This window comes from Streptomyces sp. NPDC007905 (assembly GCF_042959345.1).
Lineage (GTDB): Bacteria > Actinomycetota > Actinomycetes > Streptomycetales > Streptomycetaceae > Streptomyces.
Window position 1 is genome coordinate 15,138 of record NZ_JBIBKS010000037.1, and the last position, 18,801, is coordinate 33,938.

The following is an 18,801-nucleotide window of genomic DNA, read 5'->3' on the forward strand; positions in this document are numbered from 1 at the left end:
GCCCGATGCATTAGCCGATCCCGAACAGGGTCAGCACCACGCCCGCTGCGGTGGTGCCATGCTCCGCGCCGACGAGTAGCCGAGGAAATCGAAGGCGAACCCGAACGCCTTCAGGACGAGTGTGGCGCCCAAAAGCGTAGCAATGACGGTGCGGGACGACGGCGCAGAACGCACCGGACGGGGGAGCGCGACCTGCGGAGCACTGATGGTCATGTCGAAGTGCCTGCCTGGGGGAGGAAGAAGGGGCGGCCACCACACGAGGCACCGGCGGCACGAAACACCTAAACTCCCGTCCCACAGGGCCCCTCGGGATACGCGGCGCCACCAATATCGGCTGGGCCCGTACCCTCACGGGCCCCATCACGCGGCCGGCTCCCACACCCTGAGGCGGCAACCACGCACCTCGATCCGCATCACGGGATCGGCGAGGCGACCAGAGACCGGTTCGCGCACGACCTGCCGCCAGATCTAGTCGCCCTCGGACAGGGTCGCGATGCTCATGCGGCTCGCCCCCACATGCTGGTGCCCGGACGGCCGGCACGGCGGCCGTTGATGGACGGCCCCGCGGCATGCGAGGCGACCGCGACGGCCGCGCGGCCGCAGTGCTTGCCGTCGTACAGGGCGGCGTCGGCGGTCCGCTGCAGCACGGTCAGGTCGTAGGATCGGACCGCGTGCGGGGTCGCGGCGCCGACCGAGGCGGCGACGTCGACGGTGCGGCCGTCGTCCAGGACGACGGGGGTGTGCAGCATGCGGATTAGCTGCCCGAGGCGCTGCTCCAGGCGCTCGGCGGGCATCTGGAGGACGACGGCAAACTCATCGCCTCCGAGTCGGCCGACGGATGCGCGCGGACCCGCCCATGCGGTGAGCCGGGCGGCGGTCGCGGTCAGGACGGCGTCGCCGGCCGCGTGGCCCATCGTGTCGTTCACGGCCTTGAAGTGGTCCTGGTCGATGAGGACCACGGCCACGTGGTCGCCGTGGCGGGACAGGAGCCGACGGGCGCGGGCGGTGTAGGAGTCGCGGCGCAGCAGGCCGGTCAGCGGGTCGCGGCGGGTGGCGGCGAGTTGCTTGTGAAGCGCGACCGCGTGGACCGCCCAGCCGGTCAACGGCACGGCGGCGGTCAGTAAGGGGGTGCGCCGGCCGATCCAGCCCTGAAGGCGCAGGAGGGGGGACATACTTGGGTTCTCCGTCTCGTCTGGTACGGGATGGATGGGCCCGGGGCAGCCGTCAGGCCGCCAAGCACAGCGGTTGTCCCGGGGCGGAGCTACAGCTCGAAGTCGCTACGGCTGGTCCAGCTAACGGGGTTGTGCCAGAGGCCGGCTTTCGCGGCGGCCCATTCCAGCTGCCACCCGGGCCGAAGCCCGCGCGCTCCCCAGCTGTCCGGTTGCTGCCGGGGATCTCGAGTCCGGCGGTGTGCGAGGCGAGCGCGGCGTCGTACACCTCGTGCGCGCGGCGGAGGGCCGCGGCGGGGGAGTCGGCGATGCCGGTGAAGACGTGTAGGCCGTTGTGACTGAGCACGCTGCTTGGTTGTGACCGCGCTTCCGTGATGGCTACGCCCTGGCAGTGAGATCGGTTCGACAGGGGTATGTGGCGGCCATCAATTAGGGAGCTTCGTTTGGCTCTCGGAGTCCTGGTGTGTGACCGCGCCCGTCTGTGGCCCTGTTCGCGTCTTGGGCGATGTAGATCCAGTCGAATCCGTCGTATCCCTCGGTGTCGAGATGCTGTGCTCGGCTGAGCCCCGCGCGTACCGCCACGCGCTGAGAAGCAACGTTGGCCGGTCGAACGCGGGCGATCAGCGGGAGGTCGGGCAGGTGATGGGATGCCCAGGTGGCAACCGCGGCTGCGGCTTCACCGGCGAAGCCTTGGCCCCAGGCTGAGGTGGCGAAGCGGTAGAAAAGATTCAGGACCGGGGCCCCGTGCAGCTCCATGGGCTTGATTCCGCAGAATCCGAGCTGTTGGGCGGAGCCGTGGTGCCGGACGACCCAGTACCCGTATCCGTACTGCTGCCACTGGTTGTCCCAACGCTGGTAGAGCGCCTCTGCTTCCTCGAACCGGGCGAGCGCATCGGACGGGTTGTGGGTACACGTCCCGGGATCGCGGTGGACGGCGAAGATCGCGTCGACATCGGCTGCGGTTGGACGTCTCAGCAACAGCCGGGCGGTCCGCAGCTCGACGGCTGCTGGGCTCCGGTCACTCATGTCAAGACCGCCTTACCGGTGCGGAAGATTCGGCTCAGGTGGTGGTCCAGGACCGCGGTCGCGGACTCCGGGCCGCGCTGGCCGACGAGGATGCTCGTGCCGAGTCCCGCAGACATGGCAAGCAGGCCGGCTGCCTCCAACTGCGGGTCCACCCCGGGCTCAAGCAGTGCCGCTTCCTGCGCCTGCCGGAGGAGTTCGCTCAGGGCGTCTTCGGCGGCATCAGGGTTCTTGATGAAGGGCTGGGCCGCGAGCGCCGGGTCGTTCACGGCCAGAACCGCGTATGAGGTGTAGAGGTGGTGGAAGGTGCGGCTCTCGTCGTCTGTCGGCAGCGCCGCCATCAGCAGCGCCTCGACGATCGCGCGCGGACCTGGACTGTTCCCGGCGGCCCGTATCCGGGCGGAGACCCGTTCCCCGAATCTCTCCGCCAGAAGCTCGAGCCCGAAAAGCAGCAACTTCTCCTTGGTCTGGAAGTAGTACTGCACCAGCCGCAGCGATACGCCCGCCTCCGCTGCCACATCGCGCATGCCGACGGCATGCAGCCCGCGTCGGCCGGCGACCCGGATTAGGGCCTCAGCGATCTCGGTGCGCCGTTCTGCGTGGTCCACGCGCTTGGGCATCGGCCGTTCTCCGCTCGTCGTTCCCGCTGCGGCTCCCATGGAACCCTTTGATGATACATCTGTACCAACTCCGTGGTACGTTCGTATCACAAAACCGGAACGCTGGAGGTGGCCATGCCCGAGACCGCTGCCCGACCCCAGGCTGATGTCGGCCGTTATGTGAGCGATGCCTGGCGGGATCGCTACTTCACGGCCTGCGATGCGGTCTACGCACTGGGGGCGCCCGCGCTCGCGGAAGAGGACGTGGAGACGTCCTTCGGTACGACGCACGTCTACCGCTATGGCTCCGCGAACGAGGCTGTCCGAGACCGCACCCCCGTCGTCCTGGTGCACGGGGCGGGCTCCTGCTCCGCCATGTGGTACCCGAACACCCCCGCTCTCAGCGCAGACCGCCCGGTCTACGCGATCGATACCCTGGGCGATCCCGGTCGCAGCGTGCAGCGCGAACCCATCCACCAGCCCGAACATGCGGCGCAGTGGCTGGATGAGACGCTCGCCGGGCTCGGACTCGACCGCGTCCACCTCGTCGGCTCCTCCTACGGTGGCTGGCTTGCCCTGAACCAGGCGCACCGCAGGCCCGGTCGCCTCGCCTCGGTCACCTTGCTCGACCCCGGCGGCCTGGAGAAGGTGGGGTTGCGCTTCTTCGTCTGGATCTTCGCCAGCCTCTTCGCGACCTTCGCGCCCAAGGTGTTCCGCCCGCGACTGGCGGCCTGGCTCGAACAGCCGGTCCTCGTCGTGCCGGAACTGCGCGCGATGATCCGAGCGGCGGTTCGCGCCTACCGCATACGCCGTCCGGCGCCGCTTCCCCTGTCCGAGGAGGAGTTGTCCACCATCCGGACTCCGCTCTATCTGGCGCTCGGCAAGCGAAGCCTCCTCGTGCACCCGCAGCGGCAGGCGGAGCGTGTGCCGCGTCTGATCCCCGGTGCCCGAGCCGAGATCATCTCCAGCACGGGCCACGGGCCGCAGATTGACCACGCGGAGGAGATGAACCGCAGGATGCTGGACTTCATGGTCTCCGTCGACTGACAACCGCCCACGCCGACGGGCCAGACAGTGCCGAGGGACGGCCGGCCAGAGCCTGGGCCGGTAGCGCCCGGACTGCAGGATCGTTCCACCAGGGGATCCCTCCGTCATGCGAGTGGAGACGCTTAAAGACCTCCTTGTGCCGGGCCTGAACCTCACGGTGCGGCAGCTCATGACCGTCGATGGCAACTTGGTGGTCGACGCGGCGGGATGCGGGCCGCCGGGCAGGTGTCCACGGTGCAGGCATCCTGCCACGCGGGTTCACAGCCGGTATTGGCGTCAAATATCCGACTTACCCGTCGGCGGGCGGGGGCTGATCGTCCGTCTGCACGTGCGCCGGTTCTTCTGTGATCAGATCCAGTGCCCACGCCGGACGTTCGTGGAACAGGTGGCGGGCCTGACCGAATCACGTCGTCGTTCTTCACCGGCGGCACGGTCGGCGATGAAGGCGGTGGCGATGGAACTCGGTGGGCGCCCGGGCCAGCGTCTGTGCGCGAAGCTGCGACTCCCGGGCCGACGGACTGCTCTGCTGAGTCAGCTGGTCGCTCCGCCCGTGCCGGCCCAGGCACCGCGGATATTGGGCATCGATGAGTTCGCGTTCCGTAAAGGGCGGACCTACGGCACGGTCCTCGTCGACGTCGAGACCTCCAGGCCCGTAGATGTCCTGCCTGACCGCGAGACCGGCTCTGTTGCCGCTTGGCTCCAGGAGCACCCCGGCGCCGAGATCGTGTGCCGTGACCGCCTGATGGCCTTCACCAAGGCCATCAGACAGGCGGCCCCCGACGCTCTGGAAGTCGCCGATCGCTGGCACCTCCTCCAAAACCTATCGACGGCCGTGGAGAAGACGTGCCGCCGACACCGCGCATGCCTGCGCCGACACGCCACCACGGAAGCAGGACCGCTGTCGGCCGCCCCAGCGACTCCCCTCCTGGATCGCGTGCGCCAACGCCACGCAGACGTCAACGAATTGGCCGCCACGGGGCTGTCCCTCAGCGCCATCGGTCGCCGCCTGCAACTGGACCGCAAGACGGTACGGCGCTACCGACACAGTGGCCTTGAAGACCTCCTCGCCTCGGCACGCGACCGGGGCGCAGGTGTACTCGACCCGTTCGCTGACTATGTACAGCACCGCTTCAGGGCCGGTTGTACGAGTTCCATGCAGCTCTACCGCGAGTTGCTCGCGCTCGGCTACACCGGCGGCTACCACGTCGTGAACCGCTACGTGAGCACCATCAGGAAGGGCGTAGCCATCCCCACCCAAGCGACGATGCCCAGCCCTCGCACCATCACCTCATGGATCATGCGCCCGCAGGAAACCCTCCGACCCTCGGATACCGCACAACTGGAAACCGTGCGGAACGCCTGTCCGGAGATCACCGCCGCCTGCGACCTCGCACGGGAGTTCACGACCATGGTCCGTCACCGCCAAGGCCACCTTCTCCGAGACTGGATCCAGAAAGCTGAGGTGCGCGGCCCCGAGGCCATCGGCGTCTTTGCCAGCTCCGTCCGTCAGGACCTCCCGGCCGTCACCGCTGGTCTCACCCTGTCCTACAGCTCCGGCACCGTTGAGGGTCACGTGAACAGAATCAAGACGATCAAGCGCCAGATGTACGGCCGAGCCTCCTTCACCCTGCTCAGAGCCGCATCCTCCTCCAGCCGTAGCCGTCACGGAAGCGCGGTCACAACCCGCTGCTTGGCCACTCTGACATCCCAGTTGGCCACACTGTGATGGCGTCCCTTGTCGTGGTGTAGCCGATCAAGGTGAGGGAGTGCGCCGGGGCGTGTGCCGATGAGGCTTTCGCTCCCTGCCCGCAGGGTGGGCCACCGTGCAACTCTCCGTAGTGAACGGGCAGTTCAACGCGGGAGGTGCAGGGTGGCCCTGTCTCAGCATGACCTACTCCGGCTGCTTGAGTCACTACGTTCGGCGGACGGGCTCGAACTCGTCCGTGGTGTGGCCGAGCGGATGCTCCAGGAGCTGATCGAGGCCGAGGCCACGGCCCGGATCGGCGCGGAGTGGAACGAGCACACCGAGACGCGCACCGCGCTTCGCAACGGCCATCGGGACAAGACGCTCAGCACGCAGGCCGGCGACCTGGACCTGGCGATCCCCAAGCTGCGGTCGGGGAGTTTCTTCCCCGCGCTGCTGGAGCGGCGCCGCCGCATCGACCAGGCCCTGTATGCGGTCATCATGGAGGCTTACGTCCACGGCGTGTCCACGCGGTCGGTCGACGACCTGGTCAAGGCCCTCGGCGCGGACACCGGGATATCCAAGAGCGAGGTCTCGCGGATCTGCCAGGACCTGGACGGCCAACTGACGGCGTTCCGTGCTCGGCCCCTGGACCATGTCCGCTTCCCGTACGTCTACCTCGACGCGACCTACTGCAAGGCGAGGGTCGAGCACCAGATCGTCTCCCGTGCCGTGGTGATCGCCACCGGGATCACCGAGGACGGCGGCCGCGAGGTGCTGGGAGTCATGGTCGGCGACAGCGAGACCGAGGTGTTCTGGACCGAGTTCCTGCGTCACCTGCGCGAACGCGGTCTGACCGGAGTCCGGCTCGTCATCGACCACCACTTAGGGCTGGTCAAGGCCATTCGCAAGGTCATGCTCGGGGCCGCCTACCAGCGCTGCAGGGTTCACTGGAGCCGTAGAGAAACAAGGTGTCGCTTCCGTCTGCTGGCGTCGTTGATCTGGTATGGCGTTCCCGGAGGGGGTGCACGGCCAACTCGCCGTGCGATTCGAGGTGTTGCTGCCGCATCTGAACGAGCGGCAGCGCCGGTTGATGTGTGCGACGGAGGCCCGGCTGCTCGGGCATGGCGGGATCCGGGCCGTCGCCCGTGCCGCCAAGGTGAGCGAGACGACGGTCCGCCGAGGCGTCCTCGAGCTGGAGTCCGACGAGCTCGAGCTTTCCGAAGGGCGGGTACGTAGGCCAGGCGGGGGACGCAAGCGCGCCGAGGAGGTCGACTCCGGGGTGCTTCCCGCGCTGATGGCGCTGGTCGAGCCGGACGAGCGAGGCGATCCGATGTCGCCGCTGCGCTGGACGACGAAATCGCTGCGGAGCCTGGCCCAGGAACTGACTCGCCAGGGTCACCCCGTCTCGGCGATGACGGTGGGCCGGCTGCTGAAGGAGAACGGGTTCAGCCTGCAGGCCCAGGCCAAGATGCTGGAGGGCAAGCAACACCCGGACCGAGACGGCCAGTTCCGATACATCAACGATCAGGTCAAGCATTATCAAGCTGACGGCGAGCCGGTGATCAGCGTGGACACGAAGAAGAAGGAGATGCTCGGCCAGCTGCCGAACGTGGGCCGCCAGTGGCGGCCGAAGGGCGACCCGGTCCAGGCGGAGGACCACAGCTTCTTCACCGGCCCGAAGGGCGATGCGGCCATCCCATACGGCATCTTCGACCTGACCGCCGATACCGGCTGGGTCAACGTCGGCGTCGACCACGACACCTCCACCTTCGCGGTCGCCTCCATCCGTCGCTGGTGGCAGGCCCGCGGGCACCATGACTACCCGCACGCCACCCGTCTGCTGATCACCGCGGACGCGGGTGGCTCCAACAGTTACCGCTACCGGGTCTGGAAGTCCGAACTGGCCGCCTTCGCGGCCGAGACGGGCCTGGCCATCACGGTGTGTCACTTTCCTCCCGGCACATCGAAATGGAACAAGGTCGAGCACCGCTTGTTCTCCCATATCGCAATGAACTGGCGTGGCCGCCCGCTGACCAGCCACGAAGTGGTCGTCAAGACCATCGCCGCGACGCGGACCCGCACCGGGCTACAGGTCGAAGCGGAACTTGACCCGGGCTCTTATCCCACAGGCACTACGGTCAGCAAGGCGTACCTGGACTCGCTCCCGATCGAGCAGCACCCCGAGCGCGGAACCTGGAACTACACCATCCACCCCGACGGCCCGGCCCCCAGCGAGCACGAAGCGGTTCGCAGGCCCGGGGAAACGGCCCGCACCCAGTTCCTGGAGATGCTGGCCGACCCGCTGCTGACCGGGATGACGCGGGAAGAGCTGGCCGCGCTGAGCGGCCGGCTGGCTCCCGCGCAGGCCGCACAGCGGGAAGAACGCTGCTACCAGCACCGCGGCGGACGACGGCGCAAGGCACCCGGCGACCATGGCCGCGCCCTGCTGACCGGCCCCGACAAGGTGCTGATCACCGTGCTCTACCTGCGGCAGGTCTGTTCCCAGAAGGTCTTGTACGACATGCTCGCCCTCAGCGACCGCACCATCAGCAAGGCCATCGGCGACACACGACGGCTGCTGGACGACGCCGGCACCGCTGTCGGTCTCTCCGCAGTCCGGTTCACCAAGCCGGATCACCTGGTGGCGTTCCTGCACACCGGAATGTCACCCACCGAAGTCCGGCCCGCGCTCCCGGAACAGCTCTGCGACCCGGCACTGACCGGCATGAGCCGCGCTGACCTCCACGCCCTGATCGACCAACTCTCGAAACGGCAGGCCGCGCTGGTCGAACGACGGCGCTTCACGCAGCGCGGCGGGCACCGCCAGCCCGGAACCCGCGCCGGGGTGTTCCGACAAAAGATCACCGACGCTGAGCGCGTCCTGGCCACCGTGCTCATGGACCGAAAGGTCTGCACCGGAGGAGTCCTCACCGAGCTCTTTCAGATCACCAGAGGCACTCTCACGAACGCCTTCCGCGACGTCCGCCCTCTGCTGGAAGAGGACGGAATCACCTTCCCGCCGGCATCGGTGACGCACCGTACTGTCAAAGCCCTCCTCGCCAGCACTGCCACGAAATCCAACACGCCAACACAACCAACAACTTGATTACGTGCAGGTTCATTACGCCCGCAACCTGCTCAGCCAGGTCCCGAAATCGGCCCAGCCCTGGGTGGCCACGCTGCTGCGGACCGTCTTCGAGCAACCCGACACCGACGCCGTGAAGGCTCAGATGCAGCACGTCCTGGACGCTCTGGAGGCAAAGTTCCCCAAGGCCGCAGCCCACTTGGACGCCGCCCAGCACGACCTGCTGGCCTTCACCGCCTTCCCGCGCGAGATCTGGCGGCAGATCTGGTCGAACAACCCGCAGGAACGGCTGAACAAGGAGATCCGCCGCCGCACCGACGTCGTCGGCATCTTCCCCGACCGCACCGCCGTCATCCGCCTGGTCGGCGCCGTGCTGGCCGAACAGAACGACGAGTGGACCGAGGCCCGCCGCTACATGGGACTCGACCTCCTCGCCAAGGGCCGCCTCCACCCGATCGAGTCAGAAAACGACGACACCAGCCTGCCCACCGAACTCACCTCCTAATGATGTTGTCAAGCCGTAGCGGTGACGGGGAGGTGGGCTTGGTAGCACTGTCCGTCACGGATGAGAGCCCACAGGACATTCACGCGCCGACGGGCCAGGGCAAGGACTGCCTGGGTATGCCGCTCGCCTTCAGCGCGCTTGCGTTCATAGAAACGGCGCGAGTCGCCGCAGCTGCGGATGCTGATGAGCGCGGAGGTATAAAAGACACGTTGCAGGCCGCGGTGGTAGCGCCTGGGCCGATGCAGGTTACCGCTGATGGTGCCCGAGTCCCGGGGGACCGGAGCGACTCCGGCGAGGCTGGCCAGGCGGTCGGCGGTGCCGTAGCGGCTCATGTCGCCAGCGGTGGCCGCGAGGAACTCGGCGCCCAGCAGCGGACCGATGCCAGGCATGCTGGAGATCACTTCGGCGAGTTCGTGGTCGCGAAACCGGGCCGCAATGAGCTTGTCGATCTCGCTGATCTGCTCGTTGAGGCTCATCACCTCCTTGGCCAGGGTGTGGATCACCTGCGCGGTGATCTTCTCCCCGGGGACGGCGGTGTGCTGGCGTTCGGCTGCTTCCAGGGCGGCCTCGGCGAGGGCCTCGGGGCTGCGCACGCTGCGATTGCGCAGCCAGGTCACCAGCCGCTTTCCGCCGGTCCGGCGAAGGGCGGAGGGGGCCTGGTAGCCGGTCAGAAGGATCAGTGGTCCGACGTTGGTCAGGTCAAGAACTCGCTCGAAGGCAGGGAAGATACTGGTGAGTTGGCCGCGCAGACGGTTGATCCTGCGGGTGCGGTCCGCGTTCAGGTCGGCCCGGCGGCTGGTAAGGACCCGCAGCTCGATGGCTTGTTCGTCGTCCGACCGCAGGACCGTCAGGTCGCGACGCATCCGGGCCTGATCGGCGATGACGGTGGCGTCCTTGGCGTCGGTCTTGCCCATGCCCCGGTAGCCGGCCGAGGCCCGGTTGACGGCCAGGCCGGGTATGTAGACGAGGCGCTGGCCGTGGTTGAGCAGCACGCTGATCCACAGGGCGGCCATGCCATCGGCGACGTTGACCGCCCAGACCACATCCACATCGAGGGCAAGTACGTCGGCGAGCAGGGCCAGCAGCTCCGGCTCGTCGTTCAGGACGCGCCGCGACAGCAGTCGTTCGCCCTCCGCGTTCAGAACCACGCAATGGTGATGGGTCTTGCCGATGTCCGTACCCGCAGTCCGGGTATGGAGGCGATAGCTGAAGTCGACCAGTGGCACGGTGAGTTGGAGTCGGTGTTCGCTCGGGTGGCGGGCCGGTTCGTCCGGGTGGATCTGCGCCGGCGGATGCGGGACTATGTCCGCGGTCTGCTGACGCCGGTGGGACGCAAGAACGGCTGGCAGTTGGCCGAGTGGGCCGGCCACCGCGACCCGGCAGGTCTGCAGCACCTGCTGAACGGCGCCCGGTGGGACGCCGACGCGGTCCGGGACGATGTCCGCGACTACGTCGCCGAACGGCTCGGCCCGGGCGGAGTGCTGATCATCGACGACACCGGCTTCATCAAGAAGGGCAGCACGTCGGCCGGGGTGGGAGGGCAGTACACCGGCACCTCGGGAAAGATCGACAATTGTCAGATCGGTGTGTTCGCCGCCTACGCCACCGGCTCGGGCCGGGCTTTGGTCGACCGGGAGCTCTACCTGCCCAAGTCCTGGACCTCCGATCGCGAGCGCTGCCGGGCGGCGAAAATCCCAGACGAGAAGGGTTTTGTCACCAAGGGCGAACCGGCCCGGGACATCGTGCGCCGCTGCCTGGACTCCGGCCTGCCCGCCGCCTGGGTCACCGCGGACGAGGCCTACGGCCAGGACTGGCACTTCCGCCGCCTGCTCGAGCAACTCGACGTCGGCTAAGTGGTCGCGGTGCCCAAGTCACAGCAGATCAAGTCCCTGGCCGGGATCGGCGCATCGATGAGCTCATCGGCGAAGCACCCGTTGACGCCTGGCAGCGGCTGTCCTGCGGCGACGGGGCGAAGGGCCCGCGGATCTACGACTGGGCCGCGGCCAAACTGCCCGCCAACCTGATCTTCGATCCCGATCCGCCGACCCACCACCGCTGGGTGATGGCCCGCCGCAGCCTCTGCGACCCCGGCGAGATCGCCTACTACCTCGCCTAAGTGCCGATACCAGCCGGGGTAGCGGCGGACCTCCGCCCTCGCCGCGCAGGCGGACGGCGGTGCAAGGGGGGCAGCAAGAAACGGATCAGCCCTCGTTCCGCTCACCGTGGCAGAGATCAGGCGCCTGTTGGACACTCTCCTGCCGCATCCCCGACCCCACCAGGACCGACGACTCCACGCCCTGAACTGGTCCCCCTGGCGCAGCCGCCACCAAGCCACAGCCCGTCGCTGCCACTACCGAAAAAGAACCAGCTCAGGACACGAAATCTGACTGGAGTATTAGTACTCCAGCAGCACTTTGACGTTTTCCCTGTTCAGGGGCGGTTTCGGTGTTTCCGGCCCGTGTCCTCTTTCCCGGGCCGCCCCTCGATCGTGTGCAGCCGCCGCTGATAGTGGCAGCGGCGGGCGACGGCTTGGCGTCGTCTGCGCCAGTGCGACCATCTCAGCGCGCATGCGCTGATGAGAGGCTGGTGGGCACGTGCGAGTGAGTGGCCAGTTGCCAGGAGCCGCCGAACTTCTGCCACGGTGAGGGGCGCGAGGCAGGAACCGTTTCTGCTGCCCCTTTTGCTGCAGCATCGGCGGCCATGACGGCCAGGAACGCGTGCGCCAGCATCGCCAGGGTGATGTGCCGCATCCAGCCGGTATAGCGGCGGACTTCGTACTGGTCGAGGCCGCACTCGTTCTTCGCGGCCTGGAAGGCCTCCTCGATGGCCCACCGCATCCCCGCGACACGGACCAGGTGCTCGACCGTGGTGCCGAGCGGCGCGTAGCCGAGGTAGTAGGCGATCTCCTCGGGCTTGCTGATGCTGCGGCGTGCCAGTGCCCACCGCTGATGGGTGGGCATCTCGCCCTCGAAGTCCTCGATGGACGTGATCTGCAGGGCGGCCCAGTGGTAGACGCGCGGGCCCTTCGCGCCGTCACCGCACGAACGTCGCTCCCACGCTTCGTTGGGTGCCTGGGAGAAGAGGTGATCGATGCGTCCGAAGTGCGGCACCTGCTGGGACTTGGGGACCGCGAGCACATATCCCAGGCCGGTCTCCTCCAGCATGCGGCGCAGCCGCCACTCCTGACCGTAGGCCGCATCCGCGGTCACCCAGGCGATCGGCAGCGGCGAGGCGATCGCCCGCAGCACCATGGCCTTGGCCAGGTCGGGCTTGGTGGCAAAGGCCCGCTCGTCGGGGATGTGAGCGGCGCGGCAGCGGTCGCGGTCGTCGGTCCAGGACTTGGGCAGATACAACTCCCGGTCCACCAGGGCGCGTCCACGTGTGGTGGCGTAGGCGGCGAACACGCCGATCTGGCAGTTCTCGGTGCGGCCGGCGGTGCCGGAGTACTGCCGCTGCACGCCCGCCGAGGTGGTGCCCTTCTTGAGGAAGCCGGTGTCGTCGAGGATGAGGACCCCGTCGGGCTCGCCGAGCCGTTCGGCTACGTAGTGCTGGAGGTCGTCGCGGATCTCGTCGGCGTCCCAGCGGGCGCCGTTGAGGAGCCGCTGGAGGCGGTCGGGTGTGCGGTGCCCGGCGTATTCGGCCAGCTGCCAGCCGTTCTTGCGGCCGACCGGGCCCAGCAGGCCACGGATGTAGTCACGCATCCTGCGACGCGGCTCGACACGCTTGAAGCGGTGGCCGGTGCGCAGGAACAGTTCCTCGAGCTCGTCGTTCCAGATCTCAACTGCACGCTCGTCGATCACGCCGGGAGGCTGCCCGGACCGCTGTCACTATCAGCGGCGGCTGCACACGATCGAGGGGCGGCCCGGGAAAGAGAACACGGGCCGGAAACCAGCCCACTACACTCACCGAAACCGCCCCTGAACAGGGAAAACGTCAAAGTGCTGCTGGAGTATTAGGTGACATCACGTCGCAGTGCAGTGAGGCTCGCAGCGGTGGCGATCACCACGGCGTACATGGCCGGCATGACGCGCCACCCCACAGAGGCAGCAGGCCGTCCTTCACTCGTGGGCCCTGGACAGGTTGCGTACTGATCGCGTTCGGTAGGCACCGGGGGTCGCACCGGTCCACCGGCGGAACGCGCGGATGAATGCCGCCGCGTCGGCGTACCCGAGACGTACGGCGATCTGGTCGACCCCGAGTCCGAGGGTGGACAGCATCTCGACAGCACGAGCGTGCCGCGCTGCGTCGACCAGACGCCGGTAGGACGTGCCCTCCACTGCCAGACGCCGGCGCAGAGTGCGGGTGGAGACGTGCAGCGCGGCTGCGGCAACGCCCATGTCGGGGATGCCGTCCGGCCACTGCATGAGCAGTTCCCGTAGCCGCCCTGCGAATCCGGTGTCGGTGCGCCGGGCCAGCAGGAGCCTGCACTCGCGTTCGCACACCTGCATGGTGTGCTGGTCCGCCTGCGGCAGCGACTGCTCCAGTACCGCCGCGAGGGTGACGATCGCGTTGCGCGGCGCCCCGAAGGCGATGGGCACGTCGTCAAACGTGTCGTACGGCGCGGACGTTTCAGGCCGTGGAAAGCGCAGATCCAGCCGGAGGGGGGTGAAGGGCCGGCCCACAATGGTGTCGAGGATGGCCCGGATATTGGCTATTTCCCGCTCGATGAAGAAGTGCCGGACGGGTGGGGGCACCAGCCCGTCGTCCAGGACGAGACGGACCTCGTTTCCGTCCTCCTGAAGGTGGATCCCGACCATGGCGAAGGTGAGTTCCAGGTAGCGCAGTCCCACAGCCGCGGCCTCGCGCAGCGTCGGGCTGGCGAGCAGTGCGAAGCCCAACACGCTGTACGTACGCAGCGGAATCCGGCTGCCGACCTCGAGCCCCAGGCCGGGAGCGTCGCCCGTGGCGCGGACCAGGTTCTGCGCCACAGTGAGCTCCTGCCAGGCCCGGACATGTGCGGCATCGTCGGCAAGAGCGTTCTCGTCCACACCACTGCCGTCGAGGCATGCCGGTACGGGCACTCCACGCTCGACGCCCACGTCCACCATCGCGCGCACGCCTGCGATGCCTCGGTTGAACAGCCGTGGAGCTGTGGAGACTTCGGCGGCCGCCGCCCTGTGTCCGGAACGGCCAACAGCATGGCCGCCATTGCCTGGAACCAGCACTGCCAATCCCCCTAGCATCGGAAGGGATCGATGCGGCGGATCCCGCCGTAGGCTCCCATTCAGCCTAGTCGGGATGTGCGTGCGGGCCAGGGGGCACACGCGTTATCAGCCACCGCTGTCTGTAGCGCTCAGCGCGGCCCACGGTCCTCACGTGCGCGACCGCTGCACCGGAAAACATTCTCGAGCACAGCCAGTGAAACGCACCGTTCCGGTTGCTGGTTACCGAAGGCAACGGGGGCACTTCCAAATTGCACGGGAGGAGCGAATGATGGACGACTTCAAGAAGTTGGAAGTAATGCTGGTCGACAATGAGGATCTCGTGCGCCGCGGATTCCGGCAGGCCCTCGGGGAGGAGCCGGATATCACGGTGGTCGCCGATACGAGGGTCGGTGAGGAAGCATTACGCATGGCCGAGCTGCGGCGACCGCAGGTCGTCCTCGTGGATGCCGAATGCGAATTCGTCCGGAAACTCGCCCGGCCCTTGGGGACGGCAGGACCCGGAGACGCGCCGGGGATAATTGTCCTGACCAGCAACGCCCTTGACAGCCATCTGCTCGGGTCGCTGAAGGCGGGCGCACGTGGTTTTCTGCTCAAAAGTGCCAGCCAGGACGAGCTGATCTCAGCTGTCCGTGCGGTTGCTGACGGCGCGGCCTTCTTGTGCCCCACGATGACCCGACGGCTGATCGATCGGTTCGAGATTCTGCCGCCGCCACATGAGCGGTCTCACGCGGTCGCCCTGGCGAGCCTGAGCGGCCGCGAGACCCAAGTTCTCTGCGGTATAGCCATGGGCAGGTCGAACCAGGAGATCGCCCACGAGCTGCATGTCACGCTCGCCACCGTGAAGTCCCACGTCTCGCGCATCCTCGCCAAGCTCGAGTTGCCGAACCGGATGCACGCGGCGCTGATGGCCCAGCGGAGCGGTCTCGTGCACCCGCCCCCGCCACCGCGGGCCAAACAGGCCGCGGTAGGCCCCCTGTCCTCCTGCCGCCCGTCCCAAGCCCGTGGTCAGGAGGGCTTCGTGAACGCGAGGACCACGTTGTGACCGCCGAAACCGAAGGAGTTCGAGATGGCCGCGGTGACCCTGATGCACTGCTGGGTTCCCGTGACGATTTCCACCTTCACCTCGGGATCCTTGTCGTCGAGGTTCCTGGTCGCGGGAATCACGTCGGTGAAGACGCTCAGGACCGTGAAGATGGCCTCGATCGCGCCGGCCCCGCCTATGAGATGGCCGGTGATCGACTTGGTCGCCGTCACAAGAGCATGCGGACCGAGCGATTCCAGCAATGCCGCCGCCTCGATACGGTCACCGACGGGCGTACCGGGAGCGTGGGCGTTGACGTGAACAATGTCCTGCGGGCTGAGACCACCGGAGCGCAAGGCCTGGCGGATCGCACTGATCTGACCGTCCGCCGACGGAGATGTCATGGTGTGCGCGTCGGAGCTCATCCCTGTACCGGCGAGCGTGGCATACATCCGCGCGCCACGAGCTTTCGCGAACTGGGTCCGCTCCAGCACGACGGCGCCGCCGCCCTCGGACATGACGAAGCCGTCACGGGCACTGTCGAACGGCCGCGATGCGTTCTGAGGGTCCTCATGACGGCCAGACAGGGCTCCCATGCGGGCGAAAGCCGCCATGGACAGCCGGCCGATGCATGCCTCGGTGCCGCCGGCGACAACGACATCGGCCCGCCCGTCACGCAGTAAGGCGAGCCCCATGGCTATTGCCTCCGCTCCGGAGGCGCAGGCGCTGGTCGGCGCGTGGGCGCCGGCCCGGGCGCCGAGAGCCAGACTGATTGCGGCGGCCGAACCGTTGGGCATCAGCATCGTCACCGCGAACGGCGACACGCGGCCCGGCCCCTTGGCCAACGACAGGTCGTGCTGGTCGACCAGTGTCCCTCCGCCGCCGAGACCGGTGCCGATCACCACGGCCAGCCGCTCCGGCGGCACCTCGGGCGCGCCGGCGTCGGCCCATGCCTGCCGGGCGGCCACCATCGCGATCTGCTGGCAGCGGTCCATCCGTCGGGCCTCGACCCGGTCCAGTACCTCGGTCGGTTCCTGACTCAGCCGGCCTGCCAGTCGTACGGGCAGATCGCGAGACCACGGTTCGTCGAGCACGGTGATCGGGGATTCGCCGGCGAGCAGCGCCTTCCAGGTGGAGTGGACGTTGCCGCCCAGCGGCGTGGTCATTCCCAAACCGGTGACCACCACGCCGGTCGTACCCAGGACCTCCCCGTCCGGGCGACCGGGGAGATCGGGGAGTTCGGGGAGCTTCGGATAACCCAAGAAGTAGTCGTCGGATGCGTCGTAGGACATCGAGGTTCCCTTTCTGAAGCCTTCTGGGGAAATGTTCTCCCTTGGATACGGCCCATTCGTCGTCCACTGGCCGTCCTCATGACGGTATCCAGTACGAGGCACTTTCCGTAACGGCCGACGGACCGAACTGTGACGGCGACCGGAGGATGGCTTTCATCCGTCTTCCGGCCTACTCGAAGCTCGCCTCCGGTAGGGGGATGGACCCATCCCGCGGCGGATACCCGATATTTCTCTGCCGACTTAGCATCTCTTCGAGTGGAACCACCAAGGCGCACACGTACAGCAATGGCTGGATACGTAATCAAGTCCCGACGGGTCAGTGGGGAAATGGCAGGGGCAATGCCAATGGCCGAGTCGAACAGGAGGACCACGATGTCAGAGGATGCCGTCACAGAATCCCGACCGGAGCCGACGACCTTGGTCGAGCTCTGCAGGTATCGCGCGTCCAGGGAGCCGGATCGACGGATGTTCGCCTTCCTGGAGAACGGCCTCGAAGAGTCCGACTCGCTCACCCTCGCCCAACTGGACACCCGGGCAAGGGCAATCGCGGCGCGTCTGAGCAGGCAAGCCCCGCAGGGCGCCCGCGCCGTGCTGAGTTACCCGCCCGGCCTGGACTTCGTGTCCGCCTTCTTCGGCTGCCTGTATGCCGGCCTGATCGCGGTGCCGGCTCCTCCGGTGCTGCGCGTCGGTGTCGACGACCGGTATACGCGCTTCCGGGCAATCGTCAACAGCTGCCAGCCGGATGTGCTGCTGTCGAACGGGTCAAGGCTGAACCGTGTCGACGCGTTGTTGAAGGACATCTCCACACCACGCCGGCCGACCTCTGTGGCGACCGACGAGATCAGTGAGACGGACGCGTACGGCTGGAATGCCCCCGACATCGGCGAGGACACGATCGCGTACCTGCAGTACACCTCCGGCACGACCGGTCCGCCCCGGGGTGTGGAGCTCACCCATGGCAACGTTCTGCACAACCTCTCGTTGATCTTGGCCAACGGTACCCGCGCCACGGACGACTTCGACCGGCTGCCGCCTGTTGTGTCCTGGCTGCCCGTGTTCCACGACATGGGACTGATCACCGGGGTCCTGCAGCCGATCTACGTCGGGTACGACGCCGTACTGATGCCGCCCTCGGCGTTCACCCAGCATCCGGTCAACTGGCTCCGCGCGATGTCGGACCGCGGGGCGGGCATCAGTTCAGCACCCGGTTTCGGGTACGAGTTGTGCCTGCGGCGCGTCTCCGAGGAGCAGTTGTGTTCCCTCGATCTCAGCGCCTGGCGGATCGCGGTGGTCGGCGACGAGCCGGTGCGTGCAGAGATGATTGACCAGTTCAGTGCCATGCTCGCCCCGTTCGGCTTCCGCCGCGAGGCGTTCTTCCCGAGTTACGGCATCGCCGAGTCCACTGTCATGCTCAGCGGCGGGCCGGTGGAGCCCGAACCGGTGATCCGCCGGTTCGACGCGGTGGCGCTGGCGAAAGGCAAGGTGCAGCGAGCCGGTCGCGAGGACGAGGTGCGCCGGCTGGTCGGCCTGGGCCAGGTGCACCCCTCCATGACCATCGCGGTGGTGGATCCGGCCACCGGCGATCCGTGCGCCCCGGACGAGACAGGGGAGATCCTGGCGTCCGGACCGAGTATCGGTGCCGCGTACTGGAACGCCCCGAAGGAGACAGCGCGTACGTTCAACGCCACCGTGCGCGGCCACGAGGGCCGCCGGTTCCTGCGCACCGGCAGCCTGGGCTTCCTGGACGGCGGTCAGCTCTTCGTCACCTGCCGTGTGGACGACCTCATCGTCGTGGAGGGCATGCAGCACTACCCGTACGACATCGAGGCGACCGCGGCAGCAAGCCATCCCGCCATACGGGAGGGCTGCTGCTGCGCCTTCACCGCCGAGGACGGCGGACGCACACGCCTCGTCGTCCTGGCTGAGATCAACAGCCGGTACCGCGTCACGACCGGCCCCGTCCCGGACACTCCGCCAGGTGCCCGCGCGACCCACGCGGCGGATGAGGTCGAAGAAGCCGTCCGGGAGGCCGTCTTCGCCGGGCACGGCCTCCGGGCCGACGACGTCCTCCTGGTCAAGGCCGGTGCGCTGCCGTTCACCACCAGCGGCAAGTTGCAGCGCGCACAGTGCCGGTCCAGGTACCGGGCGCGGGCATTCGCGACAGTCTGAACCTCGCTCCATGCAGGGGGCGCGCGAACTGTCCGCCGC

Annotated in this window: 13 protein-coding genes and 2 pseudogenes; 8 read left to right on the top strand and 7 right to left on the bottom strand. The window is 67.7% G+C overall.

From position 1 onward, the window contains the following. Positions 1 to 497 precede the first annotated feature (497 nt). From ACFZDC_RS38535 to ACFZDC_RS38545, 3 genes are all read right to left on the bottom strand, one after another. Positions 498 to 1,172 (bottom strand): diguanylate cyclase domain-containing protein, encoded by a 675-nt coding sequence (locus ACFZDC_RS38535; RefSeq protein WP_391331331.1) that lies wholly within the window; start codon positions 1,170 to 1,172, stop codon positions 498 to 500. Between the two features lie 426 nt (positions 1,173 to 1,598). Beyond that, the gene (locus ACFZDC_RS38540) at positions 1,599 to 2,195 is read right to left on the bottom strand and encodes a GNAT family N-acetyltransferase (RefSeq protein ID WP_391331332.1); all 597 of its coding nucleotides are present in this window, start codon (positions 2,193 to 2,195) and stop codon (positions 1,599 to 1,601) included. Then, on the bottom strand, positions 2,192 to 2,812 hold the full coding sequence (locus ACFZDC_RS38545) for a TetR family transcriptional regulator C-terminal domain-containing protein (protein WP_391331334.1): 621 nt from the start codon (positions 2,810 to 2,812) through the stop codon (positions 2,192 to 2,194). The genes ACFZDC_RS38540 and ACFZDC_RS38545 overlap by 4 nt, the downstream gene beginning before the upstream one ends. 114 nt (positions 2,813 to 2,926) lie before the next feature. On the opposite strand from ACFZDC_RS38545, the gene ACFZDC_RS38550 reads away from it, so the two are divergent. From ACFZDC_RS38550 to ACFZDC_RS38570, 5 genes and pseudogenes are all read left to right on the top strand, one after another. Continuing rightward, entirely contained in the window at positions 2,927 to 3,838 is a 912-nt protein-coding gene (locus ACFZDC_RS38550) for an alpha/beta fold hydrolase (RefSeq protein ID WP_391331336.1), read from the top strand. Positions 3,839 to 3,944: 106 nt separating this feature from the next. Beyond that, positions 3,945 to 5,564, top strand: a complete 1,620-nt coding sequence (locus ACFZDC_RS38555; RefSeq protein ID WP_391331338.1) for an ISL3 family transposase — start codon at positions 3,945 to 3,947, stop codon at positions 5,562 to 5,564. Positions 5,565 to 5,708: 144 nt separating this feature from the next. Continuing rightward, positions 5,709 to 6,587: pseudogene (locus tag ACFZDC_RS38560) on the top strand (IS256 family transposase); the annotation flags it as partial. Then, a complete protein-coding gene (locus ACFZDC_RS38565) occupies positions 6,529 to 8,631 on the top strand; it encodes an ISAzo13 family transposase (RefSeq protein ID WP_391331339.1) in 2,103 nt (700 codons plus the stop codon). The pseudogene ACFZDC_RS38560 and the gene ACFZDC_RS38565, both read left to right, overlap by 59 nt. Before the next feature lie 7 nt (positions 8,632 to 8,638). Beyond that, positions 8,639 to 9,115, top strand: a pseudogene (locus ACFZDC_RS38570) (transposase); the annotation flags it as partial. 8 nt (positions 9,116 to 9,123) lie between these two features. On the opposite strand, the gene ACFZDC_RS38575 reads toward ACFZDC_RS38570, so the two are convergent. Beyond that, positions 9,124 to 10,335, bottom strand: coding sequence for an IS110 family transposase (locus tag ACFZDC_RS38575; RefSeq protein ID WP_391331369.1), 1,212 nt, complete (start codon positions 10,333 to 10,335; stop codon positions 9,124 to 9,126). Between ACFZDC_RS38575 and ACFZDC_RS38580 the strand changes: the two genes are divergently transcribed. After that, positions 10,309 to 10,968: an IS701 family transposase gene (locus ACFZDC_RS38580; RefSeq protein ID WP_391331341.1), complete on the top strand. Its 660-nt coding sequence runs from the start codon at positions 10,309 to 10,311 to the stop codon at positions 10,966 to 10,968. The two genes, ACFZDC_RS38575 and ACFZDC_RS38580, sit on opposite strands and share 27 nt — an antisense overlap. Positions 10,969 to 11,673: 705 nt before the next feature. On the opposite strand, the gene ACFZDC_RS38585 is transcribed toward ACFZDC_RS38580, so the two are convergent. Beyond that, positions 11,674 to 12,912: an IS701 family transposase gene (locus ACFZDC_RS38585; protein ID WP_391331371.1), complete on the bottom strand. Its 1,239-nt coding sequence runs from the start codon at positions 12,910 to 12,912 to the stop codon at positions 11,674 to 11,676. Positions 12,913 to 13,173: 261 nt separating this feature from the next. Beyond that, positions 13,174 to 14,163: an AraC family transcriptional regulator ligand-binding domain-containing protein gene (locus ACFZDC_RS38590; protein WP_391331373.1), complete on the bottom strand. Its 990-nt coding sequence runs from the start codon at positions 14,161 to 14,163 to the stop codon at positions 13,174 to 13,176. A gap of 385 nt (positions 14,164 to 14,548) precedes the next feature. Here ACFZDC_RS38590 and ACFZDC_RS38595 point away from each other — a divergent pair, with 385 nt between their 5' ends. Beyond that, a complete protein-coding gene (locus ACFZDC_RS38595) occupies positions 14,549 to 15,322 on the top strand; it encodes a LuxR C-terminal-related transcriptional regulator (RefSeq protein ID WP_391331342.1) in 774 nt (257 codons plus the stop codon). Here the strand turns inward: ACFZDC_RS38595 and ACFZDC_RS38600 are convergent. Next, on the bottom strand, positions 15,286 to 16,593 hold the full coding sequence (locus ACFZDC_RS38600; RefSeq protein WP_391331343.1) for a beta-ketoacyl-ACP synthase II: 1,308 nt from the start codon (positions 16,591 to 16,593) through the stop codon (positions 15,286 to 15,288). The genes ACFZDC_RS38595 and ACFZDC_RS38600 overlap by 37 nt on opposite strands. A gap of 372 nt (positions 16,594 to 16,965) precedes the next feature. Here ACFZDC_RS38600 and ACFZDC_RS38605 point away from each other — a divergent pair, with 372 nt between their 5' ends. Further along, a complete protein-coding gene (locus ACFZDC_RS38605; protein ID WP_391331345.1) occupies positions 16,966 to 18,762 on the top strand; it encodes an AMP-binding protein in 1,797 nt (598 codons plus the stop codon). Positions 18,763 to 18,801 lie beyond the last annotated feature (39 nt).